The sequence below is a fragment of the Pseudomonas sp. LBUM1648 genome (assembly GCF_059716145.1).
Genome location: NZ_CP166808.1, coordinates 1094667 through 1119831 on the forward strand (window position 1 = coordinate 1094667; position 25165 = coordinate 1119831).

Sequence of the window (25165 nt, forward strand, 5' to 3'; positions counted from 1 at the left end):
GTCATCCGAAGGTGAGAAGGCTTCAAGCCGCAAGCTTCGAGCTGCAAGCGAAACGCTTTGGCTGGCAGCTCGAGGCTTGTCGCTTAGGGCTGCGTTACCAGCAAATGCCTTCGGTGCGCGTACCGGTGTCGGTGGCTTTGGCCATGAAACCGACCAGGTCGATGACCTGTTTGCCGTGCGGTGCTTGCTGAGCCAGCGCGCGGAATTTCTCGTCGCGGTTGCCGAGGATGATCACGTCGGAGTTGTTGACCACCGAATCGAAGTCCGCGTTGAGCAGGGACGACACGTGCGGGATTTTCGACTCGATGTAGTCCTTGTTCGCGCCGTGAACACGGGCGTACTCGACGTTGCTGTCGTAGATGCTCAGGTCGTAACCCTTGCCGATCAGCATTTCTGCCAGCTCTACCAGCGGGCTTTCGCGCAGGTCGTCGGTGCCGGCCTTGAAGCTCAGACCGAGCAGGGCGACTTTGCGTTTGTCGTGGCTTTCAACGATGTCGAAGGCGTTCTGCACTTGCGATTCGTTGCTGCGCATCAGCGAGTTGAGCAGCGGTGCCTCGACGTCCAGGGAACCGGCGCGGTAGGTCAGGGCACGCACGTCTTTTGGCAGGCAGGAGCCGCCGAAAGCGAAACCCGGGCGCATGTAGTACTGGGACAGGTTGAGGGTCTTGTCCTGGCAGACCACTTCCATCACTTCACGGCCATCGACGCCGACCGCTTTGGCGATGTTGCCGATCTCGTTGGCGAAGGTCACTTTGGTCGCGTGCCAGACATTGCAGGTGTACTTGATCATCTCGGCGACAGCGATGTCCTTGCGGATGATCGGCGCGTCGAGTTCTTCGTACAGCGATTGCAGAACGTCGCCCGAAGCCTTGTCGAACTCGCCGATGACGGTCATCGGTGGCAGGTCGTAGTCGGCGATGGCGGTGGATTCACGCAGGAACTCAGGGTTGACCGCAACGCCGAAATCAACGCCAGCCTTCTTGCCGGAGCAATCTTCGAGGATCGGGATGACAACGTTTGCGACAGTGCCCGGCAGTACGGTGCTGCGCACGACGATGGTGTGGCGGGTGGATTTTTCACGCAGGACAAAACCGATCTCGCGGCATACCGCTTCGATGTAGTTCAGTTCCAGGTCGCCGTTCTTCTTGCTCGGCGTACCGACGCAGATCATCGACAGATCGGTGTCACGAATCGCCTCGGCGAAGTTGGTCGTGCCACGCAGGCGACCGGTCTGAATACCCTGTTGCAGAAGTTCGCCCAGGCCCGGTTCAACAATCGGCGATTTACCGGCGTTGATCATGTCGATCTTGTCTTTGGCAACGTCGACGCCAATCACGTCATGGCCCCGTGCAGACAGGCAACCGGCACACACTGCGCCAACGTAACCCAAACCAAATATGCTGATGCGCATCGCAATTACCTCTGTATATATCAGGCCGTTAGAGGGCCGGAGTTAATGGTGTTCAGCGTTCATTAGTGCACTCGAAAGTGCGGCATACAGGCGCCACAATGCCGTGTGCAGGCATACTAAGTTTCGAGTGTCTAAATAAGTGCACTCAAGATGTGCGCAACCAGGCTTTGTTGTTATGACTTGCCCTGTTTTGCAGCCAATCTTCATGTCTGAAGATCTTGGTGCAGTCGTTTTTACGCGCTTGATGTCAGGTAGAAGCCTTTAAAATCAAGCGGTTGGGTGCTCAGGCGAGCACGTTTATAGGGGCGCGGTCATGGCCTTGCAGGGGATATTAATGGTGCGTATCTCCTGTCCATCAAGTTGTTTTCAGACTGGTTAGTCATCTAGGCAAGTTGCTGTGACAACTTGGTTACATGACTATCGACCCTGCGTAAGTTATCTCGTACAAACTCGGCGAGAATCGTTACCGGTGGTATGAGCTATGCATTTGGACGAAGTTCCTGCCCGCTCATCGCGAAATCTGAAATTTCTTGAAATATTGTCCTAGATGGCACTAGTCTCAATTTGATAGCACTTTCGTTTTCGACCTTTATTAACAGGCGAATAATCACATTAGATAGTTTTGTGCCACTACGGTGAAAAAATTTAGGTGCCACTACTGAAAAAAAAGATCAGTGTCGAGTGAAACTAATATTAGAAAAGATGGGGATATTTTTTTGGCGCCATAAAAATGGCAAAAACAGGCGGGGGATTTTTGACATCGTGCGACCTGCACGACTCTTTATAGAAAGAGTCGTGCAACGGGCATGCTTTATTCGGGGGCGTGATCGCGCAAAAACACCAGATTGTCCGGTTTCGATTGCTCGGCGCTGTAGCGATAACCCTGCACATCGAACTGCTTGAGCTGGGCTGGGTCGTTGATGCGTTCCTGGATCACGAAGCGGCTCATCAAACCACGGGCCTTTTTCGCGTAGAAACTGATGATCTTGTACTGACCGTTTTTCAGATCCTTGAAATCGGCATTGATGATTCGCGCATTCAACGCGGTGCGTTTGACAGCAGAGAAGTACTCGTTGGACGCCAGGTTGAGCAGCAAATCATCGCCTTGCTCGGCCAATGCTTCATTCAGCCATTCACTGATGCGCGTGCCCCAGAACGCGTACAAATCCTTGCCGCGCGCGTTGGCCAGTTTGGTGCCCATTTCCAGGCGATAGGGTTGCATCAGATCCAGCGGGCGCAGCAGGCCATAAAGGCCCGAGAGCATGCGCAGGTGTTTTTGTGCGTAATCGAAATTCGCTTCACTGAAGGACTGGGCGTCGAGACCGGTGTAGACGTCACCCTTGAATGCGAGCAGGGCCTGCTTGGCGTTTTCCGGGGTGAAGGCTGGCGTCCAGCTGCCGAAACGTGCGGCGTTGAGCCCGCCGATCTTGTCTGAGACGTGCATCAATTCGCTGATCTGCGCTGGCGTCAGCTCACGCAATTGCTGAATCAGCTCCTGAGAGTGGTCGAGGTATTGCGGCTGGGTGAAGCGCTGGGTCGCCGGCGGTGTTTCGTAATCGAGGGTCTTGGCGGGGGAAATCACCATCAGCATGAAGTCGTCTCCTTTAATCGTGGGGGCGATTCTAGGGGGTTGTCGGTGTTGACTCCAGCTATCAAGTCCATAGGTGATCGACGGCTGGCCCCAATCCCCCGTGGGAGCGAGCCTGCTCGCGAAAGCAGTGCATCAGTCGACTTCGATGGCGGATCTGAATCCGTATTCGCGAGCAGGCTCGCTCCCACATGGGAATCTGTGTTGCTGAGGGAACTGTGTGGGATCAGCTATAGTGCCGCCCGGGTTTTGTTACGGAGACATCCCATTGCGCATTGTTCTTTTATTCACCGCGTGGCTATTGAGCTTCGGTGCCGTTGCGGCGCCGGGCGATGTGGCGACGCTGGATCGCAGTACCTGGCCGGAGCAACTGAGCAGCCCTACGCTGTTCGACGTGGCATCGCGGGCGGAAATCCTCATGTTCGCCCGCGGTCTGCTGGGCACCGAGTCGATGGACGAAGCCGCCCTGGCCCAGCGCCTGGGGCTGCGCACGGTCAATATCGACGCGGTTAATAGCCTGCGCCAACGGCTGTGGCAGCGTCTGCTGGCCAACTACAACTTCGCTCAGCAGAGCTGCGATCAGGACGCCTCGTTCTGCTTCCTCGTCGAAGACTTGCCGACTCTGCGCGAGCAAGCCGCCAAGTTCGTGGTCAGCGATGACAGCTATTACACCAAGTGGGCCGAGCCAAGCCGGATCTTCCATTTGCTCTATCTGGACGAGTTGATGCGCAAGGCTGCGCTTTCGCCTCAGAACAGCAACGAATTCGATCGTTTTGGCGACTACGAGCGCAACGGCGAGGAAATGCATGACCGGCTGTTTCTGCTGACCTTCGACAGCGCCGCCAACGTGCAACCGGACAACACCGACTGGCTCACCGAGTACCTGCGCAAGGCGAACATGAGCGGCACGTTCTTCATGCTTGGCAAGGATATTCAGGCGCGGCTGGGTGACCGTTCGGTGAGCAACCTGCAAGCGGCGTTTTCGCAACAATGCGTCGGCGTGCAGGGTTGGGAGTTCCGTTCCCACAGCCATTGGCAGGACTGGCAGGACTCGGTGCGGCGCAGCGCTGATCTGGTCAGGAACAAATTGCCGGAAAACTACGTGCCGCTGTTCCGCCCGCCGGATGGCCAGCGCCGCAGTGACGCACAAGGTTTCTTCAATAGCCAGGGTCTGCAAGTGGCGTTGTGGGACATCGACGCCCAGGATGGCGCGGGCAAACTCAAGGGGCCCCAGAGCGCGCAGCGGGTGCTGACCCTGATGCTGTTGTGGCGCCATGGAGTGATCAATTTCAACATGAAGCAGGATGCGGTGAAGACCGCGATGCCGTGGCTGATCACACAAACTGCGCAAAGTGGCATCGGCTGGGAGGATTGTCAGGACGCGTTTCGCTGAGAAACGGCAAAAGCCCGGAAACATTGGGCTTGGGGTGATTTTTTCAGAGGTTTCAGTGCAGGTGGACTTCCGACTCTAACGGGGGCAGGGCGGTCCGCCAAGGGCTTTTCGTCACTTTGCAAAATAAACTTAAAAAAACCGTCAAAGTGCTTTTTTATGTCATGGGTTTTGGAGTATTACGAAGACAGACCGCCGAAACCTGCAACACAGGTGGCGTCTTCCAAGACCCGTTTGTTTGCAGTCACTTGAATCTCCGCAGGTGAGATTTCGGCAGTCACTTCGAGGCGCAGCACCGCCAAGGTATTGCGTCTACTGGCTCTGACATAGGTGACCGAGTATGGATGATCACGGACGTAGCCCTTCCTCCAACCAGCCAATCCTTTATGTACTCGATACCAACGTATTGATTCACGATCCAAACGCCCTGCTTAATTTCGAAGAACACCACGTCGCGATCCCGATGACCGTGCTTGAGGAGTTGGACAAGCTCAAGAGCGGACATCACAGCGTTGCCGCCGAATGCCGCCAGGCGATCCGGCTGATCGACAAGACCCTGGGTGACGCCTCCCCCGAGGACGTCGAACTGGGTGTGCCGATCCAGCGCGGCAAGAGCGGGCCGAAGGGCTTGCTGTCAATTCTGATGAGCAAAAAGGCCGAGTCGAACCTGATTCTGCCCGAGCACCTGAACGACAACAAAATCATCAACCAGTTGATCGACCTGCACACCCGTGATCCGCAGAAAGCTGTGGTGCTGGTCACCAAAGACATCAACATGCGCCTCAAGGCGCGCGCCTGCGGGATCGCGGCCGAGGACTACAGCACCGACCAACTGGTCGATGACGTGTCCCTGCTACCCAACGGCTACCACAACATGACCGGTTCTTTCTGGGACCGCGTGAGCAAGGTCGAAACCCGTCAGGACCACGGCCGCACCTGGCATCAGGTGCAACTGATCGACAACCTGCCGGCGGTACACATCAACGAGTTCATCATTGACGAACAGGGCTTTGTCGGCTGGATCAAGGAAATCCAGGAAGACAAACTGCTGATCCTCGACCTGCATCAGGAACCGCTGCTGCACCAGGAAGCCTGGGGCCTCAAGCCGCGCGACATCTATCAGAGCCTGGCGCTGTACGCACTGCTTGATCCGGACATCCATCTGGTCAACCTGTCCGGCGCTGCCGGTTCCGGTAAAACCATCCTGGCGCTGGCCGCTGCGATCGAGCAGACCATGGTCAGCAAGCGTTATCGCCGCATCATCGCCACCCGCAGTGTGCAGGGTCTGGATCAGGAGATCGGCTTCCTGCCGGGCACCGAAGCGGAAAAAATGGAGCCTTGGCTCGGCGCCATCACCGACAACCTCGAAGCCTTGCACATGGATGACGAAAACACCCATGGCAGCGTCGACTACATCCTCAGCAAAGTGCCGTTGCAGTTCAAATCGCTCAACTACATTCGCGGTCGCAGCTTCCAGCAGAGCCTGATCCTGATCGACGAATGCCAGAACCTCACGCCGCACCAGATGAAAACCATCATCACCCGTGCCGGTGCCGGTTCCAAAGTGGTGTGCCTGGGCAACCTGGCGCAGATCGACACCCCTTACCTGTCCGCGACCAGCTCCGGGCTGACCTACCTGACCGAACGCTTCAAGGATTTCCCCAACGGTGTGCACATCACCCTGCAAGGGGTGCCTCGCTCAATCCTGGCCGAATACGCCGAATCGCATCTCTAATCCTTCCAACAGAACCGGGCGGCCCAACATCCGCCCGGTTTTTTATGCCCTATACGAAGAACGCCATATTCAAGCGTGCGGAAATTTGACCCGCAGGTTTACAATCCCCGCTCCTGATCAGGAGTAATCCCGTGCTGACTCATCTCGATTCCCAAGGTCGCGCCAACATGGTCGACGTCACCGAAAAAGCCGTGACGTTCCGTGAAGCGACGGCCCAAGCGCTGGTGCGCATGCTCCCCGAAACTCTGCAGATGATCGTCAGTGGCGGCCATCCCAAAGGCGACGTGTTTGCCGTAGCGCGTATTGCCGGCATTCAGGCGGCGAAGAAAACCAGCGATCTGATTCCCCTGTGCCATCCGCTGATGCTCACCGGCGTCAAAGTCGAACTCAGCGCTGAAGGCGAAGACGCCGTGCGCATCGTCGCCCGTTGCAAACTGTCCGGGCAGACCGGCGTCGAGATGGAAGCGCTGACCGCTGCCAGCGTCGCTGCGCTGACTATCTATGACATGTGCAAAGCCGTGGATCGCGGCATGACCATCGAAAGCGTGAAGCTGCTGGAGAAGGTCGGTGGCAAGAGCGGTCACTTCCAGGCGGAGCAACCATGAACGTGACCGTGAGGTTTTTTGCCCGTTACCGTGAAGCACTCGGTGTTGATTCGATAAAGGTCGAAGGCGATTTCGCCACTGTTGATGACGTGCGCGCTTTGTTGGCCAAGCGTGATGGCGCCGAGGTGTTGTGCGAACAGAACCTGATGTGCGCGCGCAACGAAGACCTCTGCCAACTCGATGAGCCTGTTACCGATGGCGACGAAGTGGCGTTCTTCCCGACCGTGACCGGAGGCTGAGCCATGGCAATTCGCGTGCAGGCCAAGCCGTTCGACCCGGGTGCTGAAGTCAACGCGATGCATGCGGCCAATGTCGGCGTCGGCGCGGTGGTGAGTTTTGTCGGCTACGTGCGCGACTTCAACGATGGCCTCGATGTGGCCGGCATGTTCCTTGAACACTACCCGGGCATGACCGAAAAGGCCCTGGGCAAAATTGCCGTCGAAGCCGAGCAGCGTTGGCCGTTGTTGAAGTTGGAAGTGCTGCACCGCATCGGCGCGCTGGAACCGGGCGAGCCGATTGTCTTTGTCGGCGCCGCCAGTGCCCATCGCCAGGCAGCATTCGATGCCTGCGCTTTTGTCATGGACTACCTGAAAACCCGTGCGCCGTTCTGGAAGAAAGAAAACACCAGCGACGGCCCGCGCTGGGTGGAAGGCCGCGACAGTGATCATGCGGCGGCGGATCGCTGGAACAAGTAAGTCCTGTTGTTTCACCAAAAAGATCGCAGCCTTCGGCAGCTCCTACAGGGTGTACGACATCCCAATGTAGGAGCTGCCGAAGGCTGCGATCTTTTGCTTTTTCTGCTGATTGACGATCCATACATTAAAGTCCAGTATGGATTTACAAGTACAAAATCACCGTTCAGCTCTTTCTTCTGTCTTGCCAAACCAACAATAACCCGCGAGAGAACGAACATGAAGAAACTCCCCCTCATCACCGGTCTGGCCCTTAGCCTGCTGGCGTGCACCAGCTCGTTTGCCGCCGAGAAAACCCTGCGCATCGGCATCGAAGCCGCTTACCCACCCTTCGCCTCGAAAACCGACAAAGGTGAAATCGTCGGTTTCGACTACGACATCGGCAATGCCCTGTGCGCGCAGATGAAGGTCAAATGCGTGTGGGTCGAGGGTGAATTCGACGGTCTGATTCCTTCCCTGAAAGTGAAGAAAATCGACATGGCGCTGTCGTCCATGACGATCAACGAAGACCGCAAGAAGTCAGTGGATTTCACCCACAAGTACTACTTCACTTCGTCGCGACTGGTGATGAAGGGCGGCGCCACGGTCGATGACCAGTACGCCAGCCTCAAGGGCAAGAACGTCGGCGTACAGCGTGCGACCACCACCGACCGTTATGCCACCGAGGTGTTCGAACCCAAGGGCGTCAACGTCAAGCGCTACAGCAACAACGAAGAAATCTACATGGACCTGGCGGCCGGTCGTCTTGACGCGATTTTTGCCGACACCATTCCACTGAGCGACTTCCTGTCGATGCCGCGCGGCAAGGGCTATGCGTTTGTCGGGCCGGAGTTGAAAGATCCGAAATACGTCGGCGAAGGGGCGGGGATTGCGGTGCGCAAGGGCAATTCCGAGTTGGTCAGCCAGTTGAATGGCGCGATTGATGGCATTCGCGCCAGTGGCGAATATCAGAAGATTTCCGAGAAGTACTTCAAGTCCGATATCTACGGCGACTGATAGTCCGCCATCGCTGGCACGCCAGCTCCCACATTGTCTGCGTCGAGCACAAATATGTGATCACCGCAGAACCTGTGGGAGCTGGCTTGCCAGCGATGGAGCCAGAAAAATCACCGCAGATTTTCAGCCCTTCAATTCCTTCAGATGCTTGTACACCGTCGCCCGCCCCATGTTCAGCACGTTGGCCACATAGTTCGAGGCGCTCTTGCCCTTGAACGCGCCCTCGGCGTGCAGCGCCAGCACCAGTTCGCGTTTGTGATCGCGGGTCAGCAGATTAAGGCTCAGTTGTCGTTCGCGCAGCCACGCATGCAGGAAGGTGTTGATGCGCTCCTGCCAGTCATCGCGAAACAGTGAATCCGGTTGTGGAATCAGTTTGCTGGGCGAGAGAAAAAGATCCAGCGCAGCCTTGGCATTTTCGAACAGCGAAATATTCAGATTGATGCACAGCACCGCCAGCGGATGGTCTTCGCTGTCGCGCAAGACTGTGCTCAGACTGCGAATTTTCTGGCCATCCCAATTGAGTTTTTCGTACGGGCCGATATTTCGCTCGCTGACGTCTTCGCTGAGCATGTCTTCCAGCGATGACTCGTCGCCGATCTCGCGTTTGGACAAGTTGTTGGCGATGTAGTCGACCTTCTGCGTGCGCAGATCGTGCAGCACCACTTCGGCGTGAGGAAAGAACAGCGTGGCGATGGCGTCGGCGATGGCACGGAAGTTATCCATTGCCGGGTCGAATTCGGGGGCGGTCATGACAGTGGAGCTCCAGGCAGCGTCAACGCCTCCGTGAACAGGAGGCGCTGCGAGTGTGCCGCAATCCGTTGGGCGCGTCATCCGGACGGCGGATCAGGCGAGGCGGGCAGGGGATAGCATGCTGCTGTCCAGCCCGAACTGGTGCAGGTGCTCGGGTAGCGGTTCACCGCGCACCAATGCCGCACTGGCCTGGCCCATTGCCGGTGAAGTCTGTATGCCGTAGCCGCCCTGCGCCGCTACCCAGAACAGCCCCGGCACCTGCTGATCGAAACCGCTGAGCAAGTCGCCGTCGGCGACAAAATTGCGCAGGCCGGCCCAGGTGCGGGTCGGGCGGCGGATGGTCAGGGTCGTGGCCTCCTCGATCTGGTAGATGCCCATGGCAATATCCAGTTCTTCCGGCTGCACATCGTGGGGCTCGACTGGGTCGGCGTTGGCCGGCGAGCCAAGGAACATGCCCGCATCGGGTTTCATGTAGAACGATTCGTCGAGGCTGACCAGCATCGGCCAATGGTGAATATCCACGCCTTCGGGCCCGGCAAAAATGAATGCGGCACGGCATTTTGGTTGCAGGCCCAGCGATCGGGCGCCGGCCATTTCACCGACCTTGTCGGCCCAGGCGCCGGCGGCGTTGATGATCACCGGAGCGCTGAAAGTTTGGCCATTGGTCTGCACATGCCAAATACCGTTGGCGTCGCGATCAAGGCTCACCACCTGGCAATCGGTATGCACTTCGCCTCTATTGCGACGGATACCGCGCAGGTAGCCCTGATGCAGGGCGTCGGTGTCGATATCGCAAGCCGTCGGGTCGTAGATCGCGCCGTGGACTTTTTCCCGGCGCAGGATCGGCAGGCGCGCGCAGGCTTCGTCGGCGCTGAGCATTTGCATCTGTGGCACCGTGGCTTTGGCGCTGAGGTACTGGTTATTCAGTTCGGCGGCGTCACCGGTGAAGTCCACGGTCATTTCGCCGCGCGGGGTCAGCAGCGGGTGCTCGCAGAAGCCGGGCGGTGGATTGTCGAAGAACTCACGGCTGGCCTGGGTCAGCGCGCGTACTTGCGGTGTGCCATACGCGGCGGTGAACAGTGCGGCGGAGCGTCCGGTGGAGTGATAGGCCGGATGGGATTCACGTTCCAGCACGATGACTTTGGCGTGCGGTGACAGCCAGAAGCCGGTGGAAGCGCCAGCAATCCCGCCGCCGATGATGATGAAATCTGCCTGGCTCATGAAAATCTCCGAGGGTTACGAGAACTCGTGTAGGAGCTGTCGAGGTGTTAGCGCTGTAATTGGTAAACCGCATTCGCCAGGGCAATGTCTTCAAGACCCAGACCAATGGAGCGGAAAAACACGTGACGGTCGTAACCGGGCCGCTGCACTTTCTCGCTGAGCAGATCCGCGAGGTCGCCGACAATCGAATCCTTGTCCCAGCCGTGCTGCTCGGCGGCAATCAACATCTCACCCGCCGAACCCGGCGTGGTCAGACGATAGTCGCAGAACACCTGCATGTCGCTGAGGCTCTGCGGTGGCACTTCATGGGCGCGTGGGGCGTTGGTGCTGATCGAGGTGATCAGTGCCGGTTTGCTCAGGGTGGCCGGGTCGAGCACGGGGCCTGCGGACGAGGTGCAGAGCATGATCACGTCGGCATCGGCTATCGCCGCTTCACGGCTGTTGGCGATCTTCAGGTCTGGAGCAATGGTTTTCAGCAGAGCCTGAGTGTCACGGTCTTCGGTCAGCGAAGGCGAGTACAGGCTGATGCTCTGCCAGTCGCGCAGTGATTTCACGTAGTGCAGGTGCGCTTGGGCGACCTTGCCGCTGCCGATGATCGCCAGTCGCCGCGCATCCAGCGGGGCGAGGGCATCGACGGCCACTGCGGTAGTCGCAGCCGTGCGCGCCGTAGTCAGTTCACCGGCATCGCACAGCAACAACGGTTGGCCGGTCTGCATCGACATCAGCAGCGTCCATGCGGTGACGAGTGCGCCTTGCTCGCGAACGATATACGGCGAAGTCTTCACGCCATACACGCCGTCCTCGGCCAACACCCCCAGGTAATTGATGAAGTCACCGGCGCCCTTCGGGAATTCCACCCGTTGCTGCGCCGGCTGCACCGCGTTGCCGGCAGCGAGGTCGCGGAACAGCTTGCGCAGGATTTGCGGCACGTCAATCCGTATCAGCAGCTCATGGGCCTGGGTTTGGTCGATCACGTAGGGCGTACTGGACATGTCAGGCTCCGGAAGTGAGATCTAAACTAATTTGTCCATTATGGACTTTTAGTTTTACCGGGCAAGCACCTGTTGAAAAATCCGGACGAAAAAAAAGCGCAGTCCGTATCCGGCTGCGCTTCTCTTTTATGACGTCGTTTACTGCGGACGCGCGCGCTCAACCGCGCGCAACAAATGCGTTGGCGGCGTTTCACAGCTGATCTTGCGGCCCAGCTTTTCTTCGATGGACGGCAACTGGTACGAGTCGTCCTCACCGGCGAAGCTGATCGACACGCCATCGGCGCCGGCACGACCGGTACGGCCGATGCGGTGCACGTAGTCGTCCGGGACTTCCGGCAGGGTGAAGTTGATCACGTGGCTGATGCCGTCGATGTGGATACCACGACCGGCAACATCGGTAGCGACCAGCACGCGAATCTTGCCTTCGCGGAAGCCTTCCAGGGTTTTGATGCGTTTGTGCTGCGGGACGTCGCCGGACAGTTGCGCGGCGTTGATGCCGTCACGCACGAGGCGTTCTTCGATGCGTCGCACTTCGTCCTTGCGGTTGGCAAACACGATCACCCGTTCCCAGCCGTTATCGTTGACCAGGTTAAAGAGCAGTTTGTACTTGTCGGCACCGGCCACGGCATAGATGTGCTGTTCGACGTTTTCGTTGGCGACGTTCTGCGACTCGATCTCGACGATCGACGGGTCGGTGGTCCATTGCTTGGCCAGGTTCATTACGTCTTCGGTGAAGGTCGCGGAGAACAGCAATGTCTGACGTTCGCTTTTCGGCGGGGTCTGGCGAATGATCTGGCGTACTTGCGGGATGAAACCCATGTCGAGCATGCGGTCGGCTTCGTCCAGCACCATTACTTCGACCATGTCCAGGTGCACGTCGCCGCGCTGGTTGAAGTCGAGCAAGCGGCCCGGCGTCGCGACGAGGATGTCGCAGTGGCGCGCTTCGAGGTGCTTGAGCTGCTTGTCGAAGTCCATGCCGCCCACGAACGTCATCACGTTCAGGCCGGTGTACTTGGTCAGGTCGGCGGCGTCTTTGGCGATCTGCACCACCAGCTCACGGGTCGGCGCGATAATCAGGGCGCGGGGTTCGCCCATGTAGCGCTCTTTCGGCGGCGGCGTCTGCAGCAATTGGGTGATGATCGAGATCAGGAACGCGGCGGTCTTGCCGGTGCCGGTCTGGGCGCGACCGATGGCATCTTTGCCGGCGAGGGTGAAACCCAGCACCTGCGCCTGGATCGGCGTGCAATACGGGAAGCCCAGGTCCTGGATGGCGTGCATCAGTTCCGGAGACAGTTTGAAATCGTGAAAGCGGGTTTTGCCTTCCTGCGGCTCGACGGCGAAGTCTTCGAGTTTCCACGGGATGACCGGTGCCTTTGGCTTCGGTTCGCGGCGAGGCCTGGCCGGTTTCGGTGCTTCGTTGTGCACGCTTTCTGCAACAGGAGCAGCAGATGAAGGGGCGACGGCGGCCGTTTGTGACTCTTGTTTCGGTGCCGCTACGGTAGCGGGGCGGTCGGCCTGGCGGGCATCGCTGCGATGGCCGGGGGCGTGCGACGGCGCACTGGGAACTGGCGCGAGCTGCTCAGCCTCGCTTTTACCGAACATCTTCTTGAGTGCTTTGAGCACGGTCATCTCATCAATTGGTTAAGGAATGTACGCCGGCCAGTGTAATGCAAGAAACGGGCGCGGCGTAGGGGGAGGGATCAAAGGGGATTGCCGAGGGAGAAAACAGCCCGCGTGATCAGCGCAGGCGTTCGCTCAGCCACACGCCTATGTCGCGAATTTCTTCGGGTAACACTTCGTGCTCCATTGGGTATTCCTGCCATGTCACGGTGACACCATGGGCCTTCAGATACTCATAGGCGGTACGCCCCATCGAGTTCTGCACCACGTTGTCGAACTGACCGTGCAGCGACAGCACCGGAATGCGCTGCTGGCTGGCGGACAATTCCAGTTCATCGCTGAAAGTCGGCGCGTACGTCGACAGCGCCAACACACCACCCAATGGCCCCTGCCATTTCAAAAACGCAGTGTGGAACACCACAGCGCCGCCCTGGGAAAAACCTGCCAGGAAAATCCGCGAGGCGTCTATTCCGCTGGCCCGTTGCTCTTCGATCAATTCGATGATGCGGTCGGCGGACGCTTCCAGCTCATCGCGGTCGATCGCCCGCGCCGGGCTCATGGCCTTGATGTCGTACCAGCTCGGCATGGCATATCCGCCATTAATAGTCACTGGACGGGTCGGCGCCTGCGGCAGGACAAAGCGCGTGCTGAGCAGGCTTTCCTGCAACGCTTCAGCCACCGGCAGGAAATCGTAACGATCGGCGCCGAGGCCGTGCAGCCAGATCACGCAGGCATCTGCGGGCTTAACAGGCTGAAGAATCAAGGGCTCGGTCATGGTTGCTCCAAATATGTGCGGGCGCTCTCATTGAGTGCGTGATTCGAGTGCGCGTCCGGGTGATCCGTTAATTAGATGTCGCAAGGGTACAAGTTTTGCTATTGACCTGTCGCTGAACCGCTTCCGGGGCCGGTGTGGTACGGGCTTTGCTATGGAGGACATTGTACGAAGCATCCTACGGGTGTCGGTAACACTATCAGTGTACGACTCGCGACGGGATAGCAACGAATCCGGTGATGGATGTTCGCCAATGGCCGCTACGGGCTTAGCGAACGTGAAAGGGCTACAGCCCGTTCGGCCGATTGGTGAGAAGTGAGTTGTCCATGATGTGGATTTTCTCCTACTAGACTCATAGCGAAGGTCCTACGTCGGTTGACCCTAAAAAAAGCCAACACGGGTCAGCAATGCCTCAAAAGGGTGCGACTGGACTCAAGCTCCGACACAACAAGAGCAAAACTGGAGGTTTGAATGAAGATGTTGAAATCCACTCTGGCGATCGTGACTGCAGCAACAGTTCTCGGCGTCAGCGGGTTCGCTCAGGCGGGTGCAACCCTGGATGCCGTGCAGAAGAAAGGTTTCGTGCAATGTGGCGTGAGCGACGGTCTGCCGGGCTTCTCGGTACCGGACGCTACCGGCAAGATCCTCGGCATCGACGCTGACTTCTGCCGCGCAGTGGCCGCTGCCGTATTCGGCGACGCGACCAAGGTCAAATTCAGTCAGTTGAACGCCAAGGAGCGCTTCACCGCGCTGCAGTCCGGCGAGATCGACATCCTGTCGCGCAACACCACCATGACCAGTTCCCGTGATGCGGGCATGGGCCTGAAATTCCCGGGCTTCATTACCTACTACGATGGCATCGGCTTCCTGGTGAACAACAAGCTGGGCGTGAAGAGTGCCAAAGAGCTGGACGGCGCAACCATCTGCATCCAGGCCGGTACTACCACCGAGCTCAACGTTTCCGACTACTTCCGCGGCAACGGTCTGAAATACACCCCGATCACGTTCGACACCTCCGATGAAAGCGCCAAGTCGCTGGAATCCGGTCGTTGCGACGTACTGACCTCGGATAAATCCCAGCTGTTCGCCCAGCGCAGCAAACTGGCTTCGCCGAAGGACTACGTGGTTCTGCCGGAAACCATTTCCAAGGAACCACTGGGTCCAGTCGTGCGTAACGGCGACGACGAGTGGCTGGCCGTGGTGCGCTGGACTGGCTACGCCATGCTCAACGCTGAAGAGGCCGGCATCACTTCGAAGAATGTCGAAGCCGAAGCCAAATCGACCAAGAATCCGGACGTCGCTCGTATGCTCGGTGCTGACGGCGAATACGGCAAAGACCTGAAACTGCCGAAGGACTGGGTCGTACAGGTCGTCAAGCAGGTCGGCAACTACGGTGAAGTGTTCGAGAAAAACCTCGGCAAGAACACTCCGCTGGAAATTGATCGTGGCCTGAACGCCCTGTGGAACAACGGCGGCATTCAGTACGCACCACCAGTGCGCTAATGGTTCTATCACCCGGCGGGCCAACCGCCGGGTGATGTTCTTGTTCCATTTTTTCCGGGGCACTTCATGCAAAATTCAATCGGCGCACCAAAGCAGAGGCTTAGCCTCAGCGATCCGCGAGTGCGCGCCTGGGTATTTCAGATCGTCACTATCGTGGCCGTCGTCTCCCTGGGCTGGTTCCTGTTCGATAACACACAAACCAACCTTGAACACCGGGGCATCACCTCCGGCTTCAGCTTTCTGGAGCGCAGTGCCGGGTTCGGCATCGCTCAAACCCTGATCGACTACACCGAAGCGGACAGCTATGCCCGCGTGTTTGTGATCGGTCTGCTCAATACATTACTGGTGACCTTCATCGGCGTGATCCTGGCGACTCTGCTGGGTTTCATCATTGGTGTCGCGCGTCTTTCGCCGAACTGGATCATCAGCAAGCTGGCGACCGTGTATGTGGAAGTCTTCCGCAACATTCCGCCCCTGCTGCAAATCCTGTTCTGGTACTTCGCGGTGTTCCTGACCATGCCGGGACCGCGCAACAGCCACAACTTCGGCGACACTTTCTTTGTCAGCAGCCGTGGCCTGAACATGCCGGCCGCGCTGGCGGCTGACGGCTTCGGGGCATTCGCGATCAGTGTTGTGGTGGCCATCGTCGGCGTCGTGCTGATGTGCCGCTGGGCCAACAAGCGCTTCGAAGCGACCGGTGTGCCATTCCACAAGTTCTGGGTGGGTCTGGCGATATTGCTGGTGATCCCGAGTTTGTGCGCGCTGATCTTCGGCGCTCCGCTGCACTGGGAAATGCCCGAGCTAAAGGGCTTCAACTTCGTTGGCGGCTGGGTGCTTATCCCGGAACTGCTGGCCTTGACCCTGGCCTTGACCGTTTACACCGCGGCTTTTATCGCCGAGATCGTGCGTTCGGGGATCAAGTCGGTCAGCCACGGCCAAACCGAAGCGGCCCGTTCGCTCGGTTTGCGTGAAGGCCCGACCCTGCGCAAGGTGATCATTCCCCAGGCGCTGCGGGTGATCATCCCGCCGCTGACCAGCCAATACCTCAACCTGGCGAAGAACTCTTCGCTGGCCGCCGGTATCGGTTATCCGGAAATGGTTTCGCTGTTCGCTGGCACCGTGCTGAACCAGACCGGTCAGGCGATCGAAGTGATTGCGATCACCATGAGCGTGTACCTGGCGATCAGTATCAGCATTTCCCTGCTGATGAACTGGTACAACAAGCGCATTGCGCTGATCGAGCGGTAAGGAAAAGCGCATGAGTACTCATACTTTCAAACCCGACATGCCCCCTCCGAGCAGTAGCATCGGCGTAGTGGCATGGATGCGCGCGAACATGTTCTCCAGTTGGCTAAACACCTTGCTGACGCTGTTCGCGTTCTACCTGATCTACCTGATCGTTCCGCCGATTCTGGGGTGGGCGATCATCGACGCCAACTGGATCGGTACCACCCAGGCCGATTGCACCAAGGAGGGCGCCTGCTGGGTGTTCATCCAGCAACGATTCGGTCAGTTCATGTATGGCTACTACCCGACCGGCCTGCGCTGGCGCGTGGACCTGACCGTGTGGCTGGCAGTGATCGGCGTGGCGCCACTGTTCATCTCGCGCTTCCCGCGTAAAGCGGTGTACGGGCTGAGCTTTCTGGTGATCTATCCGATTGTCGCCTGGTGCCTGCTGCACGGCGGCGTATTCGGCTTGCAAACCGTAGCGACCAGCCAGTGGGGCGGCTTGATGCTGACGCTGGTGATCGCCACCGTCGGTATCGCTGGAGCCTTGCCGCTTGGCATCGTGCTGGCGCTGGGTCGTCGTTCGAACATGCCGGCGATTCGTGTGGTTTGCGTGACCTTCATCGAGTTCTGGCGCGGCGTGCCGTTGATCACGGTGCTGTTCATGTCTTCGGTAATGCTGCCGCTGTTTCTGCCCGAAGGCATGAACTTCGACAAGCTGCTGCGGGCGCTGATCGGCGTGATCCTGTTCCAGTCGGCCTACGTGGCTGAAGTGGTGCGCGGCGGTCTGCAAGCGATCCCTAAAGGTCAGTACGAAGCGGCCGCTGCGATGGGCCTGGGCTACTGGCGTTCGATGGGCCTGGTGATTCTGCCGCAAGCCCTGAAGATGGTGATCCCCGGCATCGTCAACACCTTCATTGCGCTGTTCAAGGACACCAGTCTGGTGATCATCATCGGCCTCTTTGACCTGCTCAACAGCGTCAAGCAAGCCGCTGCCGATCCGAAATGGCTGGGCATGGCCACCGAAGGCTACGTGTTCGCCGCCCTGGTGTTCTGGATTTTCTGTTTTGGTATGTCGCGCTATTCCATGCATCTGGAACGCAAGCTCGACACTGGCCACAAGCGTTAGGAGTTCTCTGTAAATGAGCGAAGCAATCAAAAAGCCTGTGGGTCCTGAAGGCATCATTCAGATGCAGGGCGTCAACAAGTGGTACGGCCAGTTCCACGTGCTGAAAGACATCAACCTCAACGTCAAGCAGGGCGAGCGCATTGTGCTGTGCGGCCCGTCGGGTTCCGGCAAGTCGACCACCATCCGCTGCCTCAATCGTCTGGAAGAACACCAGCAGGGCCGCATCGTCGTGGATGGCGTGGAACTGACCAACGATCTGAAGCAGATCGAAGCGATCCGCCGTGAAGTCGGCATGGTGTTCCAGCACTTCAATCTGTTCCCGCACCTGACCATTTTGCAGAACTGCACCCTGGCCCCGATGTGGGTGCGCAAGATGCCCAAGCGCAAGGCCGAGGAAATCGCCATGCATTACCTGGAACGCGTACGCATTCCGGAGCAGGCGCATAAATTCCCGGGGCAACTGTCCGGTGGTCAGCAGCAGCGTGTGGCGATCGCTCGCGCGCTGTGCATGAAACCGAAAATCATGCTGTTCGACGAACCAACCTCGGCACTCGATCCGGAAATGGTGAAAGAGGTTCTGGACACCATGATCGGCCTGGCCGAAGACGGCATGACCATGCTCTGCGTGACCCACGAAATGGGCTTCGCCCGCACCGTGGCGAATCGCGTTATCTTCATGGACAAGGGCGAGATCGTTGAGCAAGCGGCGCCGAATGACTTCTTCGATAATCCGCAGAATGATCGGACGAAGCTGTTCTTGAGTCAGATCTTGCATTGATGGTTGATGCTTGAAAACGAACCCGGCCTTGTGCCGGGTTTGTTTTTTGTGGGGTCAGGAAAAGGTCAGGGTTTCGTCTTCTTTGTGCACTGTATCCTTGAACCCTCTCAAATCTGCCCCTTCGCCCAAGGCGCGCGCATCGGTGAGCAGGTGTGGGTGACGATCAAGCAAGCGCATCAGCACTATCAAAGCTTTCGGTGGGAGCGAGTCGCCGCGTTCGTATCGTGAAAATGCGTTATGTCCACCACCCGACAACAACAGCACCGCTTCCTTTTGTGACAGATGCAGCTTGCGGCGGATGCGCTTCATCTCGTTACCGATCATTTGTCGGCCAGCAATGACTAGCTCGTCGCTCGCATCTGAATAACGCTGCGCGCTATTGGGGTCGAGTATGACCTCCCCGCATGCCTGACATTCCCATCCAGACAAATCATCAAGCCGACGCTCCATGCCTTTTACGCTCATGGTTTCAGCGCGACCCTCGAAGTGCCGCATTCCTTCAGGTGCTCCGCAACTGAAGCATTGTTTTGTGTTCATGGTTTTTTCTCCTTGAAGGAGATCACCGGAGGCTCACCGCCTGAGCAATAAGTGACCTTGATGTAGATCTCCAGATCATGCGAAGTGATGTGATACACGTCTTGCCAAACCCGATGGTCGCTATAAGTCGTCATCGATTTGTACAACATCCTGTTTTGCAGTTCGAAAACGACGTCCAGCATTTCCCTGAGGCTCAGGCCCATGTCTCGACCGCTTTTGCGCGCAGTCCCTGTAAATGCGTTTATCCCAAGCCTTCTGACATCCTCCTTGATCACCACCAGGTTGTAGTGGGGTGTGTTCTTCTCCATAAGAAATCTTGAACCTCTCCCTGAAATTACCCTTAAAGGGTAATTTTGACCAATCGAAAATCCCGCTCCATGCGTCTCCGATTGACCCTAGGTGGTTGCCGTCCTACACGAGTCTGACTAATATGTCAGAAAATTCATCCTATGATTGGATGAGAGGGCGAATCCTATGTCAGAAATTTCTCCACTTATTAAGCGATCCCTGGTCGATCAGGCCTTGGATCAGTTGCGCCAGCGCATCAACAGCGGCGTCTGGCAGGTCGGCGAGCGTCTGCCGACCGAACCCGAGCTGTGCGCCGAGTTGGGCATCAGCCGCAACACCGTGCGTGAAGCCATGCGGGTGCTGGCGTTTTCCGGGTTGATCGAAATCCGTCAGGGCGACGGCAGTTACCTGCGTGCGGTGGTGGACCCGCTGGACACGCTCAAGGCGCTGTCCCGTTGCTCGCCGGAGCAGGCCCGGGAAACCCGGCACATCCTTGAAGTCGAGGCCATCGGCCTGGCGGCATTACGCCGTACCGATGAAGACCTCGCCGCGTTGCGTGAAGCGCTCGGCACTAGCGGCAGCCATTACCACGGCGATCTCGACACCTACATCGCCTGCGATCTGGTGTTTCACCGCCGTTTGGTCGACGCCGCGCACAACCCGACCCTTAGCGAGCTGTATCGCTATTTCTCCAGCATCGTCGGCGCGCAATTGCGTCAGACCCTGAACATCGTCCCGCGCCGTCAGGAAGTGTTCGACCTGCACATCGAGTTGCTCGATGCCGTCGAACAACGTGACCCGGAACGGGCCAAAGCTTTGTCGAGACAGTTGATCAATGAACCTTGAAACCGAGAAACCCGTGTCCTGCAGTGATTTATCCACAACCCCCAAACGCACGGCAGAGCTTGAAGAGCTGTTGATCGATGCCGAGGCCGATGACGAACAGGTGCAGCAAAGTCACCCGCTGGTTCGGCGTCCGTGGCTCTTGTTGTTGGGGCTGATTCTGGTGGCGCTGAACCTGCGTCCGGCCCTGTCGAGCATGGCGCCGCTGCTCAGTGATGTGTCGAAAAGCCTTGGCCTGTCGGCGGCTCAGGCCGGTTTGCTGACCACACTGCCGGTGCTTTGCCTTGGCTTGTTCGCACCGCTGGCGCCGATTCTGGCGCGGCGTTTCGGTGCCGAGCGCGTAGTCCTTGGCATTCTGCTGACACTTGCTGGCGGCATTATCTTGCGCAGCAATTTCGGGGAGATTGGTCTGTTCGCCGGCAGCGTATTGGGCGGCGCCAGCATCGGCATCATCGGCGTGCTGCTGCCGGGCATCGTCAAGCGAGACTTCGCCAAGCACGCCGGCACCATGACCGGCGTGTATACCATGGCCCTGTGCCTGGGCGCGGCGATGGCGGCGGGTTCGAGCGTGCCGTTAAGTGAGCATTTCGATCACAACTGGACCATGGGACTCGGCTTCTGGGTGATTCCGGCGCTGGTCGCGGCTGCGTTCTGGTTGCCGCAAGTCGGGCAGAAACACGGTGCGCACAACGTAGCTTATCGGGTGCGCGGGCTGCTGCGAGATCCGCTGGCCTGGAAAGTGACGTTGTACATGGGCCTGCAATCGTCGCTGGCCTACATCGTGTTTGGCTGGTTGCCGTCGATCCTGATCGGTCGCGGTCTGACGCCGACCCAGGCGGGTCTGGTGCTGTCCGGTTCAGTGATCGTCCAGCTCGCCAGTTCGCTGGCGGCACCCTGGCTGGCGACCCGTGGCAAGGATCAGCGTTTGGCGATCATGGTGGTTATGGCGCTTACCCTTGGCGGTCTGTTCGGCTGCCTCTACGCACCGATTGAAGGGCTGTGGGGCTGGGCGATTCTGCTGGGTCTGGGGCAGGGCGGTGCATTCAGTCTGGCGCTGACGTTGATCGTACTGCGCTCGCGTGACGCTCATGTCGCAGCAAATTTGTCGAGCATGGCTCAAGGCTTCGGTTACACGCTGGCTTCGATGGGGCCGTTCGCAGTCGGCGTGGTGCATGACTGGACCGGCGGCTGGAATGCGGTCGGGTGGATCTTCGGCATCATTGGCTGTGGCGCGATCCTCGCCGGTCTTGGTGCTGGGCGTGCGTTGTACGTGCAAGTGCAAAGCGAAAAGATCTGAGTGCGCTGATTTCAAATGTGGGAGCGAGTTTGCTCGCGAAGGCGGAGTGTCAGTTGGTGGAAGTTCTGCTGACACACCGCCTTCGCGAGCAGGCTCGCTCCCAGATAGGATTTGTGTGCTGCGGGTATTCGGTATGCGAATGCCGATAGTGTTTCCGCGTTTTGCAGCTTATCGTGCTGGCAATCTGTACATATTCTGGAGATTGCCCATGAGTGAAGCCCACGTTGCGTTGATCACCCGTTTCTACGAAGCTTTCCAGCGCCTCGATGCCGAGGCCATGGCCGCCTGCTACACCGATGACGTGGTGTTCAGCGACCCGGCCTTCGGCGAACTGCGCGGGCGCGATGCCGGCGACATGTGGCGCATGCTCACCACCCGGGCCAAGGACTTCTCACTGACCTTCGACAATGTCCGCGCCGATGAGCGCAGCGGCGGCGCGCATTGGGTGGCGACTTATCTGTTCAGCCAGACCGGCAACGTGGTTGTCAACGATATCCAGGCGCGCTTCGTGTTCCGTGACGGCAAGATCTGCGAGCACCACGATCACTTTGATCTATGGCGATGGTCGCGTCAGGCCTTGGGTTTCAAAGGTCTGCTGCTGGGGTGGACGCCGCTGGTACGCAATGCCGTACGTGCGCAGGCACTCAAGGGACTGAAAGCATTTCAGGCCGGTCGCTGATAAGATCGCGGCCTGTTTCCTACACGCCTTGATCCCAAAGTGACCAGCCTTAGCGAAAAATCCGTCGATGTTGCCGAACCGGTGAGCAAGTCCTGGTTCGTCTACCTCGTTCGCGCCGCCAACGGTTCGTTGTACTGCGGGATCAGCGACGATCCCGTCCGCCGTTTCGCCAAGCATCAGAGCGGCAAAGGTGCGCGTTTCTTCCTCTCCAGCCCGGCCATGGCGCTGGTCTACACCGAGCTTTGTCGCGACAAAAGCGATGCGTTGCGCCAGGAACGGCTGATCAAAAAATTGCGCAAGAGCGCCAAGGAATGCCTGGTGGCGTCTTATCAATCTGACTGATGGGTTCCCATCAGGCAGATCTGTAGGCTGCTAAGCAAATGCGCGCTAAGCTGCCGACTCACTATTTGAGCGGCGGAGCCGAGCATGTCCGAGTTGATCCTCCATCATTACCCGACTTCTCCATTTGCCGAAAAGGCCCGCCTGCTGCTGGGGTTCAAAGGTTTGTCCTGGCGCTCCGTGCATATCTCGCCGGTGATGCCCAAGCCTGACCTGACGGCTCTGACCGGCGGCTATCGCAAAACCCCGGTGCTGCAAATCGGCGCAGATATCTATTGCGACACTTCGTTGATCGCTCGCCGGCTGGAGCGGGAGAAGGCTCAGCCGTCGTTCTTCCCCGAAGGGCAGGAAATGATTACCGCCAGTTTCGCGACCTGGGCCGATTCGGTGGTGTTTCAGCACGCCGTCAGCCTGGTGTTCCAGCCGGAATCGGTGGCGGTGCGTTTCGGCAAGTTGCCGCCGGAAGCGATCAAGGCGTTTCTGGCCGACCGTGCCGGGCTGTTCAGCGGTGGTAGCGCGACGCGTTTATCCACCGAGCAGGCCAAGCATCAATGGCCGACGATCATGGCGCGTCTGGAGCAGCAGTTGCAGCGTGAGCAGGGCGACTTCCTGTTCGGTGAGCCGTCGATTGCCGACTTCGCGTTGGCGCATCCGATGTGGTTCCTGAAGGCGACTCACGTAACCGCCCCATTGGTGGACGAATATCCGGCCGTTGCGGCGTGGTTGGGCAGAGTGTTGGGTTTCGGTCATGGCGCGGCGAGCGAAATGACCTCCGAAGAGGCGCTGGAGGTTGCGCGCAACACGACACCGGCGGCATTGCCGGATGAGCAGTTCGTTGACCCGAACGGTTTCAAGGCTGGGCAGCAAGTAGCAATTGCCGCGACGGATTACGGGGTTGATCCGGTAGTGGGAGAGTTGTTGTTTGCAGGCAGTGAAGAGCTGATCGTGCGTCGTGAGGACGAGCGTGGCGGCGTGGTGCATGTGCACTTCCCACGCTTCGGTTTCCGTATCGAAGCCAAGTAACAGCGACTAACCCTGTGGCGAGGGAGCAAGCTCCCTCGCCACAGGTGTGTGTTATTTCAAGGCAGCGAGAATCTCATCCGGATCAAACCCGCGAATCAACGTGCCATTCACGTCAATCAGCGGAATTCCGCGTCCCCCCAATGCCTCATACGCCTTGCGTGCATCGGCATCCTTCTCGATATCGAATTCCTTGAACGGAATGCCCTTGCTGTCGAGAAAACGCTTGGTCTGCTTGCAGTAGCCGCACCATTCGGTGGCGTACAACACGACACTGGCCTGAGCGCGGGTCTGCTCGGAAACCATCTGCGACGGATTGAACACGCGCTCGATCTTGCCCCAATTCTGATAGACCACGACCACCAGTAGAACCAGCGCAACCTTCTTCAGCACATTGCCGAGCATCAGTTACGGCGCTTCAACTGATCGGTGAGTGACGTCGGCAGGCCCTTGATCATCAGGGTGCCATTCTCTTCGTCGTACTCGATCTTCGAGCCCAACAGGTGGGCCTCAAAGCTGATCGACAGGCCTTCGGCGCGACCGGTGAAGCGGCGGAATTGATTCAATGTGCGTTTGTCCGCCGGTATCTCTGGCGACAGGCCGTAGTCCTTGTTGCGGATGTGATCGTAGAAGGCTTTCGGGCGTTCTTCGTCGATCAGCTCCGAGAGCTCTTCCAGGCCCATTGGCTCGCCGAGTTTGGCCTGGCTGCTGGCGTAATCGACCAGCGTCTTGGTTTTCTCGCGGGCCGAGTCTTCCGGCAGGTCTTCGCTTTCGACGAAGTCGCTGAAGGCCTTGAGCAGCGTGCGGGTTTCGCCTGGGCCGTCGACGCCTTCCTGGCAACCAATAAAGTCGCGGAAGTATTCGGAGACCTTCTTGCCGTTCTTGCCTTTGATGAACGAGATGTACTGCTTGGACTGTTTGTTGTTCTGCCACTCGGAGACGTTGATCCGCGCCGCCAGGTGCAGTTGGCCGAGGTCGAGGTGGCGCGACGGCGTCACGTCCAGCGAGTCGGTCACGGCCACGCCTTCGCTGTGGTGCAGCAGGGCGATCGCCAGGTAATCGGTCATGCCTTGCTGGTAGTGGGCGAACAATACGTGGCCACCGACCGACAGGTTCGACTCTTCCATCAGTTTTTGCAGATGCTCGACCGCCACTTTGCTGAACGCGGTGAAGTCCTGTGCGCCCTCCATGTATTCCTTCAGCCAGCCGCTGAACGGGAATGCACCGGACTCAGGATGGAACAACCCCCAGGCTTTACCCTGTTTGGCGTTGTAGCTCTCATTGAGGTCGGCGAGCATGTTCTCGATGGCCGCGGACTCAGCCAGTTCGGAATCACGGGCGTGCAGAACTGCGGGCGTGCCGTCGGGTTTTTTGTCGATCAAATGGACGATGCAATGACGGATCGGCATAGGCTTCTCGGCTGTTGGAAGGGAGGAGGGCGGGCTCCCCCGAAAAAGCGCCCAGTGTACCGCAACCATTGGTTTTGGCGCGGGGTGGAGGGCAAATCCGGGGCAGGTGATCGCCCTTATGCAGTTTTTTAGCGATTTAGAGCAATAAAGCTGACCAAATGGGTAGCTAGAGGCGGATATTTCCCCGTCTCTGTGCTAGTTTTGCCCGGTCTTACGCGAAGTCACTGCGTTAAGCGTGCAATCAGCATTTGTCAGGTCGAACCAAACCCTGATTTCGGTATCTATAACCCCGACTCGTCGTGGTTATCGCCGAGGGTGCCAGATCCAGAAGATCGGGCTCGATG

26 protein-coding genes are annotated in these 25165 nt (G+C 58.4%); 15 read left to right on the forward strand and 11 right to left on the reverse strand.

The genetic code is table 11. From position 1 onward, the window contains the following. Positions 1 to 94 precede the first annotated feature (94 nt). Together ACA043_RS04780 and yaaA are read right to left on the reverse strand one after the other, a co-directional pair. Complete coding sequence (locus tag ACA043_RS04780) at positions 95 to 1411, reverse strand: nucleotide sugar dehydrogenase (RefSeq protein WP_497658709.1); 1317 nt, start codon at positions 1409 to 1411, stop codon at positions 95 to 97. Between the two features lie 811 nt (positions 1412 to 2222). Next, positions 2223 to 3002 carry a peroxide stress protein YaaA gene (gene yaaA, locus ACA043_RS04785; protein WP_489879183.1) on the reverse strand — a complete coding sequence of 260 codons (780 nt, stop codon included), beginning with the start codon at positions 3000 to 3002 and terminating at the stop codon, positions 2223 to 2225. A 265-nt stretch (positions 3003 to 3267) separates the two neighbouring features. Here yaaA and ACA043_RS04790 point away from each other — a divergent pair, with 265 nt between their 5' ends. The 6 genes from ACA043_RS04790 (at position 3268) to ACA043_RS04815 (ending at position 8417) form a co-directional block, all read left to right on the forward strand. Then, on the forward strand, positions 3268 to 4392 hold the full coding sequence (locus ACA043_RS04790) for a polysaccharide deacetylase family protein (protein ID WP_187676869.1): 1125 nt from the start codon (positions 3268 to 3270) through the stop codon (positions 4390 to 4392). A gap of 337 nt (positions 4393 to 4729) precedes the next feature. Beyond that, positions 4730 to 6124, forward strand: coding sequence for a PhoH family protein (locus ACA043_RS04795; RefSeq protein WP_187676870.1), 1395 nt, complete (start codon positions 4730 to 4732; stop codon positions 6122 to 6124). 131 nt (positions 6125 to 6255) lie between these two features. Then, on the forward strand, positions 6256 to 6729 hold the full coding sequence (gene moaC / locus ACA043_RS04800; protein ID WP_187676871.1) for a cyclic pyranopterin monophosphate synthase MoaC: 474 nt from the start codon (positions 6256 to 6258) through the stop codon (positions 6727 to 6729). Then, positions 6726 to 6968, forward strand: coding sequence for a molybdopterin converting factor subunit 1 (gene moaD / locus ACA043_RS04805; protein WP_497658710.1), 243 nt, complete (start codon positions 6726 to 6728; stop codon positions 6966 to 6968). The genes moaC and moaD overlap by 4 nt, the downstream gene beginning before the upstream one ends. Positions 6969 to 6971: 3 nt before the next feature. Continuing rightward, positions 6972 to 7424, forward strand: coding sequence for a molybdopterin synthase catalytic subunit MoaE (moaE, locus tag ACA043_RS04810; RefSeq protein ID WP_187676873.1), 453 nt, complete (start codon positions 6972 to 6974; stop codon positions 7422 to 7424). 216 nt (positions 7425 to 7640) lie between these two features. Next, positions 7641 to 8417 (forward strand): ABC transporter substrate-binding protein, encoded by a 777-nt coding sequence (locus ACA043_RS04815; protein WP_497658711.1) that lies wholly within the window; start codon positions 7641 to 7643, stop codon positions 8415 to 8417. A gap of 123 nt (positions 8418 to 8540) precedes the next feature. On the opposite strand, the gene ACA043_RS04820 is transcribed toward ACA043_RS04815, so the two are convergent. The 5 genes from ACA043_RS04820 to ACA043_RS04840 all read right to left on the reverse strand — a co-directional run bounded on the left by ACA043_RS04820 (position 8541) and on the right by ACA043_RS04840 (position 13775). After that, positions 8541 to 9167, reverse strand: coding sequence for a helix-turn-helix transcriptional regulator (locus tag ACA043_RS04820; RefSeq protein ID WP_401271366.1), 627 nt, complete (start codon positions 9165 to 9167; stop codon positions 8541 to 8543). Positions 9168 to 9260: 93 nt separating this feature from the next. Continuing rightward, a complete protein-coding gene (locus tag ACA043_RS04825; protein WP_497658712.1) occupies positions 9261 to 10388 on the reverse strand; it encodes an NAD(P)/FAD-dependent oxidoreductase in 1128 nt (375 codons plus the stop codon). Positions 10389 to 10435: 47 nt separating this feature from the next. Next, positions 10436 to 11380 (reverse strand): ornithine cyclodeaminase family protein, encoded by a 945-nt coding sequence (locus ACA043_RS04830; RefSeq protein WP_497658713.1) that lies wholly within the window; start codon positions 11378 to 11380, stop codon positions 10436 to 10438. A gap of 138 nt (positions 11381 to 11518) precedes the next feature. Next, positions 11519 to 13009: an ATP-dependent RNA helicase RhlB gene (rhlB, locus tag ACA043_RS04835; RefSeq protein WP_497658714.1), complete on the reverse strand. Its 1491-nt coding sequence runs from the start codon at positions 13007 to 13009 to the stop codon at positions 11519 to 11521. A gap of 109 nt (positions 13010 to 13118) precedes the next feature. Next, complete coding sequence (locus ACA043_RS04840) at positions 13119 to 13775, reverse strand: alpha/beta hydrolase (RefSeq protein ID WP_187680051.1); 657 nt, start codon at positions 13773 to 13775, stop codon at positions 13119 to 13121. Positions 13776 to 14243: 468 nt separating this feature from the next. Here ACA043_RS04840 and ACA043_RS04845 point away from each other — a divergent pair, with 468 nt between their 5' ends. The 4 genes from ACA043_RS04845 (at position 14244) to ACA043_RS04860 (ending at position 18409) form a co-directional block, all read left to right on the forward strand. Continuing rightward, on the forward strand, positions 14244 to 15275 hold the full coding sequence (locus ACA043_RS04845; RefSeq protein WP_187680050.1) for an amino acid ABC transporter substrate-binding protein: 1032 nt from the start codon (positions 14244 to 14246) through the stop codon (positions 15273 to 15275). A gap of 66 nt (positions 15276 to 15341) precedes the next feature. Next, complete coding sequence (locus tag ACA043_RS04850; RefSeq protein WP_187680049.1) at positions 15342 to 16523, forward strand: amino acid ABC transporter permease; 1182 nt, start codon at positions 15342 to 15344, stop codon at positions 16521 to 16523. A 10-nt stretch (positions 16524 to 16533) separates the two neighbouring features. Then, a complete protein-coding gene (locus tag ACA043_RS04855) occupies positions 16534 to 17631 on the forward strand; it encodes an amino acid ABC transporter permease (RefSeq protein WP_150617206.1) in 1098 nt (365 codons plus the stop codon). A 13-nt stretch (positions 17632 to 17644) separates the two neighbouring features. Continuing rightward, a complete protein-coding gene (locus ACA043_RS04860) occupies positions 17645 to 18409 on the forward strand; it encodes an amino acid ABC transporter ATP-binding protein (RefSeq protein WP_003221897.1) in 765 nt (254 codons plus the stop codon). Between the two features lie 54 nt (positions 18410 to 18463). On the opposite strand, the gene ACA043_RS04865 is transcribed toward ACA043_RS04860, so the two are convergent. Both ACA043_RS04865 and ACA043_RS04870 read right to left on the reverse strand, forming a co-directional pair. Beyond that, complete coding sequence (locus ACA043_RS04865; protein ID WP_401271382.1) at positions 18464 to 18946, reverse strand: type II toxin-antitoxin system MqsA family antitoxin; 483 nt, start codon at positions 18944 to 18946, stop codon at positions 18464 to 18466. Further along, complete coding sequence (locus tag ACA043_RS04870; RefSeq protein WP_489879179.1) at positions 18943 to 19254, reverse strand: type II toxin-antitoxin system MqsR family toxin; 312 nt, start codon at positions 19252 to 19254, stop codon at positions 18943 to 18945. Before ACA043_RS04870 ends, ACA043_RS04865 begins: the two co-directional genes overlap by 4 nt. Positions 19255 to 19420: 166 nt before the next feature. On the opposite strand from ACA043_RS04870, the gene ACA043_RS04875 reads away from it, so the two are divergent. The 5 genes from ACA043_RS04875 (at position 19421) to ACA043_RS04895 (ending at position 23415) form a co-directional block, all read left to right on the forward strand. Then, positions 19421 to 20080, forward strand: coding sequence for a FadR/GntR family transcriptional regulator (locus ACA043_RS04875; RefSeq protein WP_401271385.1), 660 nt, complete (start codon positions 19421 to 19423; stop codon positions 20078 to 20080). Beyond that, on the forward strand, positions 20070 to 21374 hold the full coding sequence (locus ACA043_RS04880) for a CynX/NimT family MFS transporter (RefSeq protein WP_497658715.1): 1305 nt from the start codon (positions 20070 to 20072) through the stop codon (positions 21372 to 21374). Before ACA043_RS04875 ends, ACA043_RS04880 begins: the two co-directional genes overlap by 11 nt. Positions 21375 to 21582: 208 nt before the next feature. Continuing rightward, the gene (locus ACA043_RS04885; RefSeq protein WP_187680046.1) at positions 21583 to 22053 is read left to right on the forward strand and encodes a nuclear transport factor 2 family protein; all 471 of its coding nucleotides are present in this window, start codon (positions 21583 to 21585) and stop codon (positions 22051 to 22053) included. 39 nt (positions 22054 to 22092) lie between these two features. Further along, positions 22093 to 22395 carry a GIY-YIG nuclease family protein gene (locus tag ACA043_RS04890; protein WP_008083651.1) on the forward strand — a complete coding sequence of 101 codons (303 nt, stop codon included), beginning with the start codon at positions 22093 to 22095 and terminating at the stop codon, positions 22393 to 22395. Between the two features lie 84 nt (positions 22396 to 22479). After that, entirely contained in the window at positions 22480 to 23415 is a 936-nt protein-coding gene (locus ACA043_RS04895) for a glutathione S-transferase family protein (protein WP_497658716.1), read from the forward strand. Positions 23416 to 23466: 51 nt separating this feature from the next. Here the strand turns inward: ACA043_RS04895 and ACA043_RS04900 are convergent, their stop codons facing one another. Both ACA043_RS04900 and yejK read right to left on the reverse strand, forming a co-directional pair. After that, entirely contained in the window at positions 23467 to 23817 is a 351-nt protein-coding gene (locus ACA043_RS04900) for a glutaredoxin family protein (protein WP_401271394.1), read from the reverse strand. Continuing rightward, positions 23817 to 24821 (reverse strand): nucleoid-associated protein YejK, encoded by a 1005-nt coding sequence (yejK, locus tag ACA043_RS04905; RefSeq protein ID WP_187680041.1) that lies wholly within the window; start codon positions 24819 to 24821, stop codon positions 23817 to 23819. The genes ACA043_RS04900 and yejK overlap by 1 nt, the downstream gene beginning before the upstream one ends. Between the last annotated feature and the right edge of the window lie 344 nt (positions 24822 to 25165).

Excerpts from the sequence above, each read along its gene's own strand:
- ACA043_RS04850 (WP_187680049.1), top strand. The coding sequence starts at position 15,342 with ATGCAAAATTCAATCGGCGCACCAAAGCAGAGGCTTAGCCTCAGCGAT.
- yaaA (WP_489879183.1), bottom strand. The coding sequence starts at position 3,002 with ATGCTGATGGTGATTTCCCCCGCCAAGACCCTCGATTACGAAACACCG.
- ACA043_RS04880 (WP_497658715.1), top strand. The coding sequence starts at position 20,070 with ATGAACCTTGAAACCGAGAAACCCGTGTCCTGCAGTGATTTATCCACA.
- ACA043_RS04845 (WP_187680050.1), top strand. The coding sequence starts at position 14,244 with ATGAAGATGTTGAAATCCACTCTGGCGATCGTGACTGCAGCAACAGTT.
- ACA043_RS04840 (WP_187680051.1), bottom strand. The coding sequence starts at position 13,775 with ATGACCGAGCCCTTGATTCTTCAGCCTGTTAAGCCCGCAGATGCCTGC.
- ACA043_RS04815 (WP_497658711.1), top strand. The coding sequence starts at position 7,641 with ATGAAGAAACTCCCCCTCATCACCGGTCTGGCCCTTAGCCTGCTGGCG.
- ACA043_RS04870 (WP_489879179.1), bottom strand. The coding sequence starts at position 19,254 with ATGGAGAAGAACACACCCCACTACAACCTGGTGGTGATCAAGGAGGAT.
- ACA043_RS04825 (WP_497658712.1), bottom strand. The coding sequence starts at position 10,388 with ATGAGCCAGGCAGATTTCATCATCATCGGCGGCGGGATTGCTGGCGCT.
- ACA043_RS04860 (WP_003221897.1), top strand. The coding sequence starts at position 17,645 with ATGAGCGAAGCAATCAAAAAGCCTGTGGGTCCTGAAGGCATCATTCAG.
- ACA043_RS04875 (WP_401271385.1), top strand. The coding sequence starts at position 19,421 with ATGTCAGAAATTTCTCCACTTATTAAGCGATCCCTGGTCGATCAGGCC.
- moaE (WP_187676873.1), top strand. The coding sequence starts at position 6,972 with ATGGCAATTCGCGTGCAGGCCAAGCCGTTCGACCCGGGTGCTGAAGTC.
- ACA043_RS04885 (WP_187680046.1), top strand. The coding sequence starts at position 21,583 with ATGAGTGAAGCCCACGTTGCGTTGATCACCCGTTTCTACGAAGCTTTC.
- ACA043_RS04895 (WP_497658716.1), top strand. The coding sequence starts at position 22,480 with ATGTCCGAGTTGATCCTCCATCATTACCCGACTTCTCCATTTGCCGAA.
- ACA043_RS04780 (WP_497658709.1), bottom strand. The coding sequence starts at position 1,411 with ATGCGCATCAGCATATTTGGTTTGGGTTACGTTGGCGCAGTGTGTGCC.
- yejK (WP_187680041.1), bottom strand. The coding sequence starts at position 24,821 with ATGCCGATCCGTCATTGCATCGTCCATTTGATCGACAAAAAACCCGAC.
- moaD (WP_497658710.1), top strand. The coding sequence starts at position 6,726 with ATGAACGTGACCGTGAGGTTTTTTGCCCGTTACCGTGAAGCACTCGGT.
- ACA043_RS04865 (WP_401271382.1), bottom strand. The coding sequence starts at position 18,946 with ATGAACACAAAACAATGCTTCAGTTGCGGAGCACCTGAAGGAATGCGG.
- ACA043_RS04855 (WP_150617206.1), top strand. The coding sequence starts at position 16,534 with ATGAGTACTCATACTTTCAAACCCGACATGCCCCCTCCGAGCAGTAGC.
- rhlB (WP_497658714.1), bottom strand. The coding sequence starts at position 13,009 with ATGACCGTGCTCAAAGCACTCAAGAAGATGTTCGGTAAAAGCGAGGCT.
- ACA043_RS04795 (WP_187676870.1), top strand. The coding sequence starts at position 4,730 with ATGGATGATCACGGACGTAGCCCTTCCTCCAACCAGCCAATCCTTTAT.
- ACA043_RS04900 (WP_401271394.1), bottom strand. The coding sequence starts at position 23,817 with ATGCTCGGCAATGTGCTGAAGAAGGTTGCGCTGGTTCTACTGGTGGTC.
- ACA043_RS04820 (WP_401271366.1), bottom strand. The coding sequence starts at position 9,167 with ATGACCGCCCCCGAATTCGACCCGGCAATGGATAACTTCCGTGCCATC.
- ACA043_RS04830 (WP_497658713.1), bottom strand. The coding sequence starts at position 11,380 with ATGTCCAGTACGCCCTACGTGATCGACCAAACCCAGGCCCATGAGCTG.